Origin of the sequence: Spirosoma sp. KNUC1025, from assembly GCF_045160025.1 — a bacterium.
Taxonomy (GTDB): domain Bacteria; phylum Bacteroidota; class Bacteroidia; order Cytophagales; family Spirosomataceae; genus Spirosoma.
Genome location: NZ_CP087139.1, coordinates 2,622,003 through 2,635,213, shown reverse-complemented (window position 1 = coordinate 2,635,213; position 13,211 = coordinate 2,622,003). Strand labels below are relative to the sequence as shown.

Sequence of the window (13,211 nt, the reverse complement as noted above, 5' to 3'; positions counted from 1 at the left end):
CCGACTGGCCCGTAAAGCGCCAACGACATATTCCAAATGGTAAAAGAAGTTTTCTCTTAAATGCAACATCGTTGCATTTAAGAGAAAACTCGTATATTTGTTGCAAACAATTAATTGTATGCAGCCGGAACATTCGTTTGATGTAATCATTGTGGGAGGAAGTTACGCCGGACTGAGCGCAGCTATGGCTTTAGGAAGGTCGTTACGTAACGTGCTAATCATTGACAGCGGGAAACCCTGCAATCGCCAGACGCCCCATTCCCACAATTTTCTGACCAGAGATGGGGAAACACCAGCCCAGATTTCTGCTATTGCCAGAGAACAGGTACTACGTTATCCGACCGTTACTTTTCTGACTGATCTGGCCGCAAAAGTCGAATCAGATCAGCACGAATTTGTAATTGAAACCGTTAGTGGTCAGCGTTTTGCAACTGGAAAGCTGCTCCTGGCAACGGGCGTTGAAGATCTTATGCCGCCGATTCAGGGTTTTGCCGAATGCTGGGGACGCTCGGTTTTGCATTGCCCTTACTGCCACGGTTATGAAGTACAGGGTCAGCGACTCGGTATTCTGGCGAATGGCGAAACCGCCTATGAACTGGTTCGCCTGATTCAACACTGGAGCCAGCACCTGACTTTATTTACGAACGGCACACCAACGCTAACCTCCGAGCAGAAACAGCACGTTACGTTATTGGGTATTCCACTTATTGAGACAGAACTGGTAGCTATCAACCACAAGGAGGGTCAGTTGACCGACTTGCGTTTTGCTGACGGCTCCCTTATCGAGCTTGACGCGCTGTATAGCCGGGTTCCCTTTCGGCAACATTCAGATCTGGCGAACCAGCTCGGATGTACAACAACGACTTCGGGCTTAATCATTGCCAATGAATTTGGTCAGACCAACGTAGCGGGTGTATACGTAGCGGGAGACATCAATTCACCGTTCAGACAGGTTTCGATTGCCGTAGCGGGTGGAAGTAAAGCAGGGGCCTGGATAAATCGCGAATTAATTGAGGCCGATTTAGAAAAGCGCTTTGCACTGCCTGCGCCCACGTAAGTGAATGCAAACTATTATCCGACAGGCAGAACACACATCAGGGCAACTGCTTTACTTACGTTTCAGTATTGTAAACGCGCTGGCCGTTACCAGACCACCAATCAAATACCAACCGATGGTCATAGCCGTTGTAGCTGGTGTACGGGAACTGGGAGCCGTGCCAAGTCCAAGCGGGCCAGGTAACCCAACCGCACCGACTCCGGCGGCAAGCCCCAGCGCCGTACCCGCCAGCAGCGCGTGTTTTGGCTTGGCCAAACCGACGAGGCTGTAATAGAGTGCATTGGAAACGAGATCTCCGCCTAATGCCCAGTAATACAATTCATCACCAGCAGGCGGATCCAGATCCGCTTTTTTCATCACTTTCTTTATGGCCCGCTCCCCCAGAATATCCGCCCGAGGGCATCGTCGATAAATTGGCGGGCCGTTTCATGAAGGGCCGTCAGAACCGTAGCGCCAATAAGGCCACTGCTCAGCGATTGTAGAATGGTTGTGTTTAGCTTTGTCATAGCTGCTTAACTTGTAACTGCGTCGAAATGTTAATTTCTTTGCATACCCCCAATCACACCTATTATTAGCCCTACTGGTATCCGGAAGGGTTCAGACACTACGCATGACTTTCACTTTTAGAAATGATCAGCCCGATCTAGCCATCGACATACTCCGTGAAGTAGGTCAGTGGCTTGTCGATAACGACCGCCAGCTCTGGAACGTCGGTTCGCTAACTCCCGAAAATCTGCTGGATGAGTATACCACCGGCCATCTCTACGTAATGTATGCCGACCAAAACGATGGATCAGCCCCCGAACCGGCAGCGGTGTTTATTCTGCAATGGGAAGACCCGCTTTACTGGCCCGACGTTCCGACGAACACATCGGCTTTCATCCATAAACTCGCCATCCGTCGGCCCTTCGCCGGACAAAACCTGTTCGCAGCTATCCTTGATTTCAGCCGGGAACAATCCCTAAGCCGGGGTATCGATACCCTGCAACTCGAAACGGACGCCACGCGCCCCAAACTAATGCAGTTTTACGAACGACACGGGTTTCAGCCAACGTATCAAAAACAAATGACCGAGTTCGGCGATACGTTCCTTTGTCAGTTTTACATTATGAGGTTTTCATAACGGAGTAAAGGGAGGAGGGGGAAGAGAGGGACGAAGGGGAAACCGGATAAGTTGAATACCTACCCTTCGTCCCTCTCTTCCCCCTCCTCCCCTTACTCCTCTTCCTTTCCCCATGGCTATCTTCACAACCGTTCTTAAAAAATTTGATCAGAAGGGCGACAAAACCCGCTGGACATACATCGAAATTCCGACTGACGTAACGGACGAACTCCAACCCGGCCGCAAAACATCGTTTCGGGTGAAAGGCAGGCTGGATCATTTCCCGATCAATCTGGTGGCGTTGCTTCCGCTAAAACGCGAAGACGGCTCCGGAACAGGGTTTATGATGCCCATTAATGCTGCCATGCGCCGGGGACTGGGCAAAGAGGAAGCCGGAACATCTATTCAGGTAGAACTGGACGTGGACCATTCTCCTATACCCATCTCGGCCGACCTGCTCGAATGCCTGCAGGATGATCCCGTTGCCCTGGCTCATTTCAATACATTGTCGAAAAGCCATCAGAACTATTTCAGCAACTGGATTGAAGAAGCCAAGACACCTGCCACTAAAGACGACCGAATTGTTAAGTCCATTCGAGGGCTAAGCATGGGTATGGACTTCGGTGAGATGATCCGGTGCTTTAAGAAACAGACGTAATCCGCTTATTCTTTACCCGGCAAACCCGCCGATTGTCCCCATTTAGCCAACTCGTCCTCCGTCCATAGTTCAGGAAAAAACACAATCCGTTGGCGCCTGGGTGGCAGGTACGTTTGCCAGTTGGTGCCGCCCGTTGCCCGAATATCTTCCGGTTCTTTATGCAGATACTGCACGGCCGACCGCAGATGCGCCAGTTTCCAGCGAATGTTAACCCGCCAGTCGTATTCACGTAGCGCAGCGGCTAATTCGGGGGTACTTAGTCCGTTACGGTCCAGATGCTGATAGCGGTGCCGTAAATTTTTGAACTGATAGTCGTCCGCCATCCGAATCAGTTGGGGTCCATTGTGCCGGTCAAACTGCCGAAGGGTAAGCGTTTTTTGCTGCGTTGCCAGCTCGGTTGCGCCCTGTTTCCAGTACAAAAAATCGTACAGGTCAGAAACGTATTCCGGTTCTTCCGGTGCATCAATCAACAAATTCCGGAAGTCGGTTGACGCAATTTCGATCTGCCGAAACTGCACGGACTGAAACCCACTCGACGGGAGCAATGCCATCCGAAACTTTAAAAACTGCTGGTGTTCCATTCCCAGAATCATAACTTCAAACGACTCTTCCAGCAGGGTAAAATACCGGTTCAGCCGCCCCATCCGGGCAGTAAAAAAATCGGCCGTCAATGGATTGGCGCTGGCTATCTGATCTATTTCGTGCAGAATCAGCTTGAAATACAGCTCCGTAATCTGATGGTACGTAACAAAAACGAGCTCATCCGGATATGCGGTTTTCGGATTTTGTAAGGAAAGCAGGGTTTCAAGATGAATGTAATCCCAATAGGTAAGGTAATCAGCCTGAAGCAGGCCTTCGAGGTATGACGCCATGTCCTGACCCATAGCGGCAAATTTCTGTTCGAGCTGTTTTAGTTTGTCGGTCAGCGATTCGTTCATGAACGTATCCGTTTAAATTTGTCGTCAAAAGATATTCCATGAACGTACAAAATAAAACCGTCATTATATCGGGTGCATCGCGGGGAATTGGCCGCGCTACAGCCCTGCGCCTTGCCGAACACGGCGCCAACGTAGTGGCTACGGCCCGCAATGCCGACGAACTCAATCAATTGGTCAAAGAAGCCACTGACGGTTCGGTTATTGGGAAGATCATAGCCGTTCCGGGCGACGTCAGCAACGAAGCCGACATGGCTGCCGTGGTGAAAACGGCGCTCGATCAGTTTAAGCATATTGACGTAGTGATCAATAATGCGGGCTTTGGCATCTTCAAAAACGTAGAGGATCTTTCGGTTAGTGAGTGGGATGACGTCATGGCAACCAACGTAAAAGGTACGTTCCTGCTAACCAAAGCTGCTCTGCCCGCCATGAAGTCGCACGGTTCCGGTCATATCGTCGTCGTCGCGTCCGACGTAGCAAAGCGCACGTTTGCCGGAGGTTCGCTCTACACAGCCAGTAAGTACGCGCAGGAAGCGTTTATGGGCGCTTTACGCAAAGAAGTCCGTCCGTTTGGCATCAAGGTAACGGGCGTCTATTCAGGTCTGGTCGACTCCCATTTTCATAATAAACCCGGCGCCGAAAGCTCGAAAAACTGGCTCAAAAACGAAGACATGGCTGAGTCGATGCTGTTCATCGTCAGCCGCCCCGCCCACGTCGTCATCGACGAATTTATGGTGCATCCGCTGGAGCAGGAGTATTAGAAATGGAAGGAACAGGAAGAAGGGCGGAAAGGGATGAAGGAGCAACTTAGTTCTGCGTATTAATCGGGCTTGAGATTCCTTCTAAAGCCGGAAGGACAAAGTCACAGCAGTATAAGTCCCTTTCCTTTACGTAACAAACAGTAATCTTTCTATCCATCCTACTTCCTGTGATTGTAATCAACCCACAGGAAATGAAGGCCTTTTTTATATCACTTCTTGCACTAACCAGTCTGCAAACGTTTGCGCAGTCGGTTACAACTGAAGCTAAAGCTCCATCGACTCGGCGGTATTTTGGGCTGCATTTTGATTTTCATGCTGAAGCCAGGGATTCATTGATCGGGCAAAATCTGTCGGAACAAGGGCTTGATTCGCTGCTAACAGCCGTCAAACCCGATTTTATTCAGGTCGATTGCAAAGGGCATCCGGGCGTATCGAGTTACCCATCGAAAGTCGCTACGGCAACGGTGGCTCCGCACATTGTCAACGATCCGCTGGCCTTCTATCGGAAGGTCACGCGGAAACATGGTGTGGGTTTATATCTGCACTATTCGGGCGTCTACGATGATGCTGCACTGGCCAAACATCCAAACTGGGCAGCCCACAAAGCCGACGGCAGCCTCAATACGTCCAAAACATCGGTCCACGGTGCCTACGTCGATTCGCTGTTGATTCCTCAACTGAACGAACTGGCCGACTACGGTGCCGATGGGGTGTGGGTCGATGGAGAGTGCTGGGCGACTGTGCCCGATTACTCCCCTACTGCGCTCGCAACGTTCAGGACCGAAACGGGCAACCAGACAGTGCCCCGTTCTGATAAAGAAGCCAACTATGGAACGTTCATGGAATTTGCCCGTCGGTCGTTTATAAACTATTTAGGGCACTACGTAGATGCTGTCCATCGTCACCGACCGACGTTCAGAATTGCGTCGAACTGGGCCTATTCGTCTATGATGCCCGAGCCAATAACGACCAATGTCGACTTCCTCTCCGGCGATCTTACACCGGCTAACAGCGTGAATTCAGCGGCTCTGGATGGACGAATTTTGGCCGCGCAGGGGCTGTTCTACCGAAAGCCGTGGGATTTGATGTCGTGGAGTTTCTGGTATGCATTTAATCCGGCAAGACAGGGTGACCAGAAAACCGCCGTTCATTTGATGCAGGAAGCCGCCGAAATAATTTCGCTCGGGGGTGGCTTTCAGGCTTACTATCAGCAACGTCGTGATGCCGCCTTACCCCGGCGCGAGCTTCCCGTTATGGTTAAACTAAGCCAGTTTGTGAGGGCCCGGCAACCGTTCTGCGAAAGCAGTACGCCTGTGCCGCAAATAGCCATGCTGTACGCTAATTCGACGGTCAGGGCCTACAACCAGGCGCTTTTTGGCAATGGACCGACGCAACGAATGAACGGTGTACTAACAGCTCTTTTGGACGCTCAGCTACCCGTCGAAGTGCTGTCGGAACATCATCTGCGTGGGCGGATGAGTCAATATCCGGTAATCGTAGTGTCGCAGCAGGATTCACTCGACCCGGCGTTCCGGCGCGAACTGCTCGACTATGCCCGACAGGGTGGTCATTTGCTGTTGATCGGCGCCCAGACGACCCATTCGTTTGCGTCCGACCTCGGCGTAGTAGCCACGAACAATCAGGAAACGAGGATCAAATGGGTGTTACACAACGGTACATCGGTAGTGTTGACGGGCCCTTTTCAACCCGTTCGCATCACCAGCTCATCGACCAGATCCATCGGTCAATTTCTCGAATCGGAAACGGGTAAGCCGATATCGGGTGTCGTTGCCACGGAAAATCCATTTGGCAAAGGAAGTCTGACAGCCGTGTATGGCGACCTGAGCCGTGATTATCAGAAGCACCAATCGTCAAAACTGCGTGACTTTATTACCTCTATAGCCCGACCGTTGCTGCCCAATCCGATAGTTGACGTGAGCGGTTCGCATCTGGTACACGTTGTGCTGAACCATCAGCGAAACCATTTGGCTGTAAATCTGATCAACACAAGCGGCCGACACGCTGATCCGCAAGTATTTACCTACGACGAAGTACCGCCCCTGAACAATCTGACCGTTCGGCTACGCACGACTAAGAAACCGAATCGCATCGTACAGCAACCCGAAAACCGTGTCTTACCGATTCGCTACGCAGATGGTGTTGCTACAGTTATTGTACCACGGCTAGACATACATTCGGTATTGGTTGTCGATTAAAAATTATAAGGTAAACTTCAACGCTACGTTCACAATTCGGCCTTCCAGCGGTGCCCAGATGGGTCGAAAACTTGGTTGGTTGATTGGCCCCGTTACGACGGTTTCATAGTTGGCCTGTTTGATATTGAACAGGTTTTCGCCGTTCAGCACAAGCCGCCAGTGATCGTTGTAATGATATTCGGCTGCGCCCGCAAAGAACCAGTAATTCGCCACTTTCTGGTTGTTGTAGAGATACTGCGTGCCAACGTAACTGCTCTCGATACCAAACCGAAAATGGTCGTTTTCCCAGGCCAGCGTTGTTGAAAATTTATCTTGGGGCGCCAGTGGCAGATACGTATTGTCCGATGGCGAGTCGCGCCGGGCGAGGGTATGGTTGTAGCCAAAATACAGCTCGTAGGCTTTGTATTCGAGCCGAACGTACGTATCCGTCCCGACGCTGAAAAGGTTGTAAGGCGCGTTGATTAACTGCGTGTAAGCACCCAACGTACCTGATACCCTGGCAAAGGCTGACACAACAGGCGAGTTCACATGCGTATAATAAAAGGCCTGATCGACCTGCACCGAAAAGCCGCTTTCGAAGGTTTTCGAATAGGCAATATCGATGTTTGTTCCGACCGACCGCTCCGCTTTTACCGTTGCTACGTCGATGGGCAGCAAGCGCGGAAAAATCAGGCTGACATTCAACGCACCCGGTGTCTGGTTGACAAACAGGTTTGGTGTTTTATACCCCGTCCCGACACTCAGCCGTATGGTCCAGGGGTCCGACGGTTTAATTTTGACCGATAACCGGGGCAGCAGAAAACTCCCGAACGTATTATGATGATCGAACCGAAGCCCGGCCTGTAGCGCAATCTTCTCACTGACCTGCCAGTCATCCTGCATAAACGCACCGACGGTATTGTACGTATAATCGACCAGCCGGGTACTATCTGGATTCTTACGGAAGGCTTCCACAGTCAGGTTGGCCCCACCAATAAGCTGATGTTTCCCGAAACGTACCAGATCGTTGGCTTCCAGATAGACCGACGATTGCCGGCCGTCGGACAGCTTCTGATAATCGGTATTCTGTCGATGAAACGTACTGACTGCCCCTTTGAACGTCAGGGCATTCGTTTCCGACGTAGTATGGCGGGCGTTGAAATCAACCGTGTGGCGTTGCAGATCCGTGATGTTTTGATAGGCAGTAGGCAGGGTGCCCTCCAAGGCAGGCAAATACCCGCCTTCGCGATGTTCGGTGGTGAAGGCGTAGCCAATATCAAGTTTGGTCTGATCGGACGGATTCCAGAAAAAGCGCGGGTGAAAATTAAACTGCTTTATCTGCGGACTATCCGTAAACCCATCACCCGTTACGTCCACCGCCTGCTGGTTGGTATATCCCGTAAACAGCGTCAGTCCCGTTTTCCCGTATCGTTGTGAATAATAAGCGTTCAGGTTTGTTTCTTTCAGATTTGAATGATTGAGCAGAGCTGTAAATTCGGGCGTGTCCGACGTGGGAGTTTTCGAAACGATATTGATCATTCCGCCAATCGCCCCACCGCCGTAAAGCGTTGATACCGACCCTTTCACCACTTCAATCTGCTTCAAATCCAGCGGGGGAATCTGTAGTACGCCCAGGTTGCCCGAAAACCCTTCATAAAGCGGCAAACCGTCACGCAGAATCTGGGTGTATTTGGGGTCTAGGCCCTGCATCCGAATGGCCTGGTTGCCGTTGACCGCCGATGTGCGCTGAACATGAATAATTGAAATGTCGCCCAGAATACTGCTCACATTCCCCGGTACAACGGCGCTCTCTTCGTCCATGTCTTCCTGGCCCAGTACTTCTACCTTAATGGGCAAATCCTCAATCCGCGAGTTCGTCCGGGTAGACGTAACAGTTACCTCATCGAGCGATTCATCCTGGCTATGAAGCTGAAAGACAAGCGTATCGCCAGCCGTTAGCGGGAAAGACATTGTTTCGTAGCCGACCGCACTGACGGTCAGTGCGGTAACGCTGGTCGGTAGACCGGGCATGGTCGCTACGCCCCTGACATCGCTAACAGCACCAACAACAGGTTTTATGGCGGATGGCGTTCGAATGGTCGCCCCAATGATCGGTTCATGCGTGGCACTATCCTCAACCCGGATAATGCGGTTCGTTTGACCGAAAGCTGACCCAATAGCCAGCATGTACAGAATAGTAAGAATCCAGTTTTTCATCACTTGCCTAGTTGCCTGCAAGTATCGGGATGAATTATGAAGAGAATTTGAAGACAATCAAGTTTGTGCACTACGTCCGTTGCTTAATAACCCTACCCGAAACGAATGGACGTGATTGTCGTACCGGTACGTTAACGGCAAGCCATAGCGGTCAGTAATTTGCTTAACGAGCGCCAGCCCTAAACCCGTTGAATCAGGCCGGGCTGGATTTTTCACAAACCGATCAAAGAGCTGACTATCAGCAAACGGTAAGGGTTCGCCTGTGTTGGCTATCGTTAATACGGTATCTGTCAGCTCAATACAGACAAACCCCTCCGATGTTCCGGGCGACATACTCCCATGTCGGGCAGCATTTTTCAGGATGTTCGTCAGCAATACACCAGCCAGTTGCCGATTCATTTGTACCAGCACATCAGGCGCGATGTTACGTTTAAGCATCAGGTTTTTATACTGAAAAAATGGCTCATATTCATCGACGTACTGATTCAATAAAGCGCTAAGATTCAGCCGTTCGTCTTTCGTAAACTGATCATTTTCCACCTGTGTCAGCAACAAAAGCGACCGGTTTAGCTGACTTAACCGACTTAATGCATTCGTGGCCTGCTGCAAATGAGCGTGATCGGCTTCGGTCAACTGGTCCGACTGCATCAGAAAATCCAGTTCGGCAGACGCCACCGCCAATGGCGTCTGCAATTCATGCGATGCGTTTTCAGTGAACTGTTTCTGCAACGAGAACTGCTGGCGCAATTTCCGTGTCAATTCAATTAACGACTGCCGGAGCAAAGCAAACTCCCGGATGCGGCTTTCCGGAAAATCAACTTCTCCGCCCGCATCCAGTCGGAAATCGCGAAGTTGTTCGATGGTTCCGTAAAAAGGACGCCACAACCGACGCGCCAACCCTAATCCTACCACTACCGACGCGATCATCAACACTAAAAACCCGAGAATCACCCCAGCAGACATAATTTTAGCCAGCTCATCGAATTCATAATAAGGCTGACTGACAATCACCTGATACGGTTCTCCATCGACCGTTACTACGGCTCGCAGTTGTCGCATAGGTACCTGATTAGCCGAATTTAACGGATCTGGAGCCAGGATATCAACAAATCCGGTCTGAATATCTGCCTTGCTGCTAAGGCGCTCTACGTGCGGGTTATCGTCCCAGTCTGTGGGTAAGTGAGCGTCTGATGTGTATTGATGCAGTTGTTTTATCGCCTGCTCTGACTGGCTAGTGAGTATTTCATCGATCTCGCGCTGAATTGTCCGGTGGATAATAACGTAAAAGCCGACTGAGCCGACCAGTGCAATGGCCAGCGCCGTAAACAGCAGATAGCGAGCCGTTTGGCCAAGCAAACTCATGGTAGTCGAGTCGAAAAAATATAGCCCGAACCGTAGCGGGTCTGGATGTAATCCGGGCAACCGGCACTCATCAGTTTCCGGCGCAAATTTTTGACATGCGTATACAGAAATTCATGCGAATCAGCAGCATCCATCCCATCGCCCCAGACAGATTCGACAATGGCTGATTTTGAAAGCAACCGGTCGGCATTGGTCACAAAAAAAAGCAGAAGCTCGTATTCTTTCGCCGTAAGCTTGAGATCGTTATCCTGAATACTCACACGCTGTTGATCCGGCCAGAGCGTCAGTACACCAGCGTTTACCTGAGCCTGCCCGCCAAACAATCGCCGACGTAATACCGACCGTATGCGCGCGTTGAGTTCGGGCAGATGAAACGGCTTGGTCAGGTAATCGTCAGCACCCGCATCGAGGCCGATAAGCTTGTCAGACAGCGCATCTTTTGCCGTTACAACAATAATCCCCGTTACGGACTGCCTACGTTTCAGTTCCCGTACCAGATCCAACCCATTACCGTCGGGCAACATCAAATCGACCACAATACAGTCGTAATCGTAATCGTGCGCTTTTTCTGCCCCCTGCCGGTACGTCTGAGCCGTTGTGACGATATAGCCCTCCCCTCCCAGATATTGCTGAACAACCTGCTGCAGCATCGGCTCGTCTTCAATCAGTAGAATCTTCATAATGTATGGGCCAAGCCGGAGCTTGGCCCGATCTACTTTTAGACTGTGGCCAAGCTGAAGCCTGGCCCATACACTACTGACTCCACTCCGTGGGTGTACGGTCCCAGCGATGGTCTTTCAATTCATGCAGCAGTTCGGGCGCTAAACCGCCCCCGTCGCTGGCGGCAATATTAGCCTCAACATTACGTAGCTGTCGCATACCGGGAATGGTCGTATGGACGTCGGGATTGCTCAAAATAAATCGCAGCGCCATTTCGGGCATCGTCATCCCCGATGGAATGAGCGGTTTGAGCGCATCGGCATGGTCGACACTGCTGTTCAGGTTTTCGGGTACAAAATACGTAGAACGCCAGTCGCTGGCGGGGAACGTCGTCTCTTTGGTAAACGTACCGGTCAGGGTTCCCTCATCGAAGGGTACGCGGGCAATGACGCCAATATTCAGTTCGCGGCATAGTGGAAACAGGTTATCCTCCGGGTTCTGGTCGAAAATATTGTAAATGACCTGGACGGCGTCGATCAATCCCGTTTGAAGCGTATTCAGGCAATTATCGGGTTCCCAGCGATTTACCGATACACCCCACGCCTGCACTTTGCCCTGTTGAGTAAGTTTTGTTACGGCCTCCTGCCATTCGTCGCGGTTGGCCCAGGCATCTTCCCACACGTGAAACTGAAGCAGATCAATGGTTTCGACGCCCAGATTTTTCAGGCTTTTTTCGGTGTATTCAACGATGTAATCGGCAGGAAAAACGTCTTCCAGCCTGGAGTCTGGCTTTGAGGGCCACTGGCGGTTTTTGGGTGGAATTTTCGTGGCAGCATACAGCTTTTTGTCCGTGTTGTTTTTCAGCAGCTGATTCAGAATTTCTTCGCTTACGCCGTCGGCATAAGCCCAGGCCGTATCGAAAAAATTACAGCCCAGTTCAACAGAGCGTTGGAGCGCGCGAAGCACTTCCTGCTTATCGGAGCCTGTCCAGCCAGCAAGGCCCCACATACCATACCCAATTTCGGAAACCTGCCAGCCTGTACGGCCAAATGTTCGGTAATTCATTAGTTCGTCAAGAGTAAAAGAATGAAGCGTTAAAAATAGAGCCTTGCTCTGTACTTTTAACGCTTCACACTTCATTCTTCAGTAAATATGCTTGTACGGATTGTGCGAATGACGTTTCAGGAAGGTAACCTCCCTGCTTTTCAGAAAATTTTCGATGGATCAAAACAGAAGATTCGCGGCTTTCCGGGGAATCACCACCTTGAGTTGCTGCGTGACCCCGACCATCCGAACGTTCGGATTACGTACAGCCTGTGGGAATCAGCCGACGCGCTCGAAGCGTATCGACAGAGCGAATTGTTCCGTACGACATGGGCGGCCACAAAAGTCCTGTTTGCCGAACGTACCGTAGCCTTTTCGGGCGAGAAAATGGAAGACGTCTAATGCAGCAAATAATGAGTCCGTAAATTATTGAAGTTGAATGCAAATAATCCCTGTCCTTGCAGATAAGAACAAAGTTTTAAATCATCAGTAAGAATCAGATAATTCTGTATAGCTAAGGAGTACGTAACAGAATCACTCAAGCCGAATTTTATGTAACTTTTATGATGGTTAGTCATTGTCATTATGCTCTCACAGTATACCTCATTCATTGCCTTAGCAATATCTTGTAACAACGTTAATGCTTGTTGACCTTTGTAGGAATATGTTTCAAGAAGATTACTTGCTTCCGTTAAAATATTAGGTGTTACAACTGTGGATCTAAAGCGACTAATGAAAGAAATTAATAGCTTATAATCATCAGTCGTATAGCTATTAGTGAGATTATGAGCTGAAATTTGACTAGCATCAAGCCTGCCTATTACTAATAAAATCAGAAGATTTGTATCTATCAGAAGACCTTTAACAGAACGTAAATCATTTAATGTCATCCGTGAGAGTTCTAATTTTCATGGATTCGACATTACCATTTTGGGCATCAATTTTGAATAACTTATACTTTCTTTCTGTTTTAGGAAACAGTACGGCAGAAACCGTTGACGCAGGATCAGCAGTCACAGGAAAACTCAGCGTTATTAACCAATAATTGTGACTTTCATCAAGCTCAACCTCTTCTACTAATTCCCCACTAATTGTTGGATAAATGTCCTTATAAAAATTCAGGGCATTTCTAGCGGCTTCTCGAACGGATAACATAATCGTTGCTATTTGTAAGTCTGCAATATCCTATATAAAGAGCGAAAATAGAAATTTAACGTCTA

15 protein-coding genes are annotated in these 13,211 nt (G+C 50.0%); 6 read left to right on the top strand and 9 right to left on the bottom strand.

Annotation, left to right across the window (positions count from 1 at the left end):
* Positions 1–118: 118 nt before the first annotated feature.
* Complete coding sequence (locus tag LN737_RS11425) at positions 119–1,057, top strand: NAD(P)/FAD-dependent oxidoreductase (protein WP_405518928.1); 939 nt, start codon at positions 119–121, stop codon at positions 1,055–1,057.
* 51 nt (positions 1,058–1,108) lie between these two features.
* On the opposite strand, the gene LN737_RS11420 is transcribed toward LN737_RS11425, so the two are convergent.
* Positions 1,109–1,414, bottom strand: a complete 306-nt coding sequence (locus LN737_RS11420) for a hypothetical protein (RefSeq protein ID WP_405518926.1) — start codon at positions 1,412–1,414, stop codon at positions 1,109–1,111.
* An 8-nt stretch (positions 1,415–1,422) separates the two neighbouring features.
* Positions 1,423–1,563 (bottom strand): hypothetical protein, encoded by a 141-nt coding sequence (locus LN737_RS11415; RefSeq protein WP_405518924.1) that lies wholly within the window; start codon positions 1,561–1,563, stop codon positions 1,423–1,425.
* Between the two features lie 104 nt (positions 1,564–1,667).
* Between LN737_RS11415 and LN737_RS11410 the strand changes: the two genes are divergently transcribed.
* Both LN737_RS11410 and LN737_RS11405 read left to right on the top strand, forming a co-directional pair.
* On the top strand, positions 1,668–2,180 hold the full coding sequence (locus tag LN737_RS11410) for a GNAT family N-acetyltransferase (protein ID WP_405518922.1): 513 nt from the start codon (positions 1,668–1,670) through the stop codon (positions 2,178–2,180).
* A 112-nt stretch (positions 2,181–2,292) separates the two neighbouring features.
* Complete coding sequence (locus tag LN737_RS11405; RefSeq protein WP_405518920.1) at positions 2,293–2,817, top strand: YdeI/OmpD-associated family protein; 525 nt, start codon at positions 2,293–2,295, stop codon at positions 2,815–2,817.
* A gap of 5 nt (positions 2,818–2,822) precedes the next feature.
* Here LN737_RS11405 and LN737_RS11400 read toward each other — a convergent pair whose 3' ends face one another.
* Entirely contained in the window at positions 2,823–3,755 is a 933-nt protein-coding gene (locus LN737_RS11400) for a tryptophan 2,3-dioxygenase family protein (RefSeq protein WP_405518918.1), read from the bottom strand.
* 38 nt (positions 3,756–3,793) lie between these two features.
* Between LN737_RS11400 and LN737_RS11395 the strand changes: the two genes are divergently transcribed.
* Positions 3,794–4,513, top strand: coding sequence for an SDR family oxidoreductase (locus LN737_RS11395; RefSeq protein ID WP_405518916.1), 720 nt, complete (start codon positions 3,794–3,796; stop codon positions 4,511–4,513).
* Positions 4,514–4,704: 191 nt separating this feature from the next.
* Positions 4,705–6,729: a hypothetical protein gene (locus tag LN737_RS11390; protein ID WP_405518914.1), complete on the top strand. Its 2,025-nt coding sequence runs from the start codon at positions 4,705–4,707 to the stop codon at positions 6,727–6,729.
* 3 nt (positions 6,730–6,732) lie between these two features.
* On the opposite strand, the gene LN737_RS11385 is transcribed toward LN737_RS11390, so the two are convergent.
* The 4 genes from LN737_RS11385 to LN737_RS11370 form a co-directional block, all read right to left on the bottom strand.
* Positions 6,733–8,925 carry a TonB-dependent receptor domain-containing protein gene (locus LN737_RS11385; RefSeq protein WP_405518912.1) on the bottom strand — a complete coding sequence of 731 codons (2,193 nt, stop codon included), beginning with the start codon at positions 8,923–8,925 and terminating at the stop codon, positions 6,733–6,735.
* Positions 8,926–8,982: 57 nt separating this feature from the next.
* On the bottom strand, positions 8,983–10,287 hold the full coding sequence (locus LN737_RS11380) for a sensor histidine kinase KdpD (RefSeq protein ID WP_405518910.1): 1,305 nt from the start codon (positions 10,285–10,287) through the stop codon (positions 8,983–8,985).
* Positions 10,284–10,967 carry a response regulator transcription factor gene (locus tag LN737_RS11375; protein ID WP_405518908.1) on the bottom strand — a complete coding sequence of 228 codons (684 nt, stop codon included), beginning with the start codon at positions 10,965–10,967 and terminating at the stop codon, positions 10,284–10,286. Before LN737_RS11375 ends, LN737_RS11380 begins: the two co-directional genes overlap by 4 nt.
* Before the next feature lie 73 nt (positions 10,968–11,040).
* Positions 11,041–12,012: an aldo/keto reductase gene (locus LN737_RS11370; protein WP_405518906.1), complete on the bottom strand. Its 972-nt coding sequence runs from the start codon at positions 12,010–12,012 to the stop codon at positions 11,041–11,043.
* Positions 12,013–12,099: 87 nt separating this feature from the next.
* On the opposite strand from LN737_RS11370, the gene LN737_RS11365 reads away from it, so the two are divergent.
* A complete protein-coding gene (locus tag LN737_RS11365; RefSeq protein WP_405518904.1) occupies positions 12,100–12,393 on the top strand; it encodes a putative quinol monooxygenase in 294 nt (97 codons plus the stop codon).
* Here LN737_RS11365 and LN737_RS11360 read toward each other — a convergent pair.
* Positions 12,390–12,881 (bottom strand): hypothetical protein, encoded by a 492-nt coding sequence (locus LN737_RS11360; protein WP_405518902.1) that lies wholly within the window; start codon positions 12,879–12,881, stop codon positions 12,390–12,392. The two genes, LN737_RS11365 and LN737_RS11360, sit on opposite strands and share 4 nt — an antisense overlap.
* Positions 12,868–13,146 carry a hypothetical protein gene (locus tag LN737_RS11355; protein WP_405518901.1) on the bottom strand — a complete coding sequence of 93 codons (279 nt, stop codon included), beginning with the start codon at positions 13,144–13,146 and terminating at the stop codon, positions 12,868–12,870. Before LN737_RS11355 ends, LN737_RS11360 begins: the two co-directional genes overlap by 14 nt.
* Between the last annotated feature and the right edge of the window lie 65 nt (positions 13,147–13,211).

Coding starts and splice junctions, on each gene's coding strand:
- LN737_RS11390 (WP_405518914.1), top strand. CDS start 4,705: ATGAAGGCCTTTTTTATATCACTTCTTGCACTAACCAGTCTGCAAACG.
- LN737_RS11425 (WP_405518928.1), top strand. CDS start 119: ATGCAGCCGGAACATTCGTTTGATGTAATCATTGTGGGAGGAAGTTAC.
- LN737_RS11420 (WP_405518926.1), bottom strand. CDS start 1,414: ATGAAAAAAGCGGATCTGGATCCGCCTGCTGGTGATGAATTGTATTAC.
- LN737_RS11355 (WP_405518901.1), bottom strand. CDS start 13,146: ATGTTATCCGTTCGAGAAGCCGCTAGAAATGCCCTGAATTTTTATAAG.
- LN737_RS11400 (WP_405518918.1), bottom strand. CDS start 3,755: ATGAACGAATCGCTGACCGACAAACTAAAACAGCTCGAACAGAAATTT.
- LN737_RS11375 (WP_405518908.1), bottom strand. CDS start 10,967: ATGAAGATTCTACTGATTGAAGACGAGCCGATGCTGCAGCAGGTTGTT.
- LN737_RS11405 (WP_405518920.1), top strand. CDS start 2,293: ATGGCTATCTTCACAACCGTTCTTAAAAAATTTGATCAGAAGGGCGAC.
- LN737_RS11415 (WP_405518924.1), bottom strand. CDS start 1,563: ATGACAAAGCTAAACACAACCATTCTACAATCGCTGAGCAGTGGCCTT.
- LN737_RS11360 (WP_405518902.1), bottom strand. CDS start 12,881: ATGACATTAAATGATTTACGTTCTGTTAAAGGTCTTCTGATAGATACA.
- LN737_RS11395 (WP_405518916.1), top strand. CDS start 3,794: ATGAACGTACAAAATAAAACCGTCATTATATCGGGTGCATCGCGGGGA.
- LN737_RS11410 (WP_405518922.1), top strand. CDS start 1,668: ATGACTTTCACTTTTAGAAATGATCAGCCCGATCTAGCCATCGACATA.
- LN737_RS11385 (WP_405518912.1), bottom strand. CDS start 8,925: ATGAAAAACTGGATTCTTACTATTCTGTACATGCTGGCTATTGGGTCA.
- LN737_RS11370 (WP_405518906.1), bottom strand. CDS start 12,012: ATGAATTACCGAACATTTGGCCGTACAGGCTGGCAGGTTTCCGAAATT.
- LN737_RS11380 (WP_405518910.1), bottom strand. CDS start 10,287: ATGAGTTTGCTTGGCCAAACGGCTCGCTATCTGCTGTTTACGGCGCTG.
- LN737_RS11365 (WP_405518904.1), top strand. CDS start 12,100: ATGCTTGTACGGATTGTGCGAATGACGTTTCAGGAAGGTAACCTCCCT.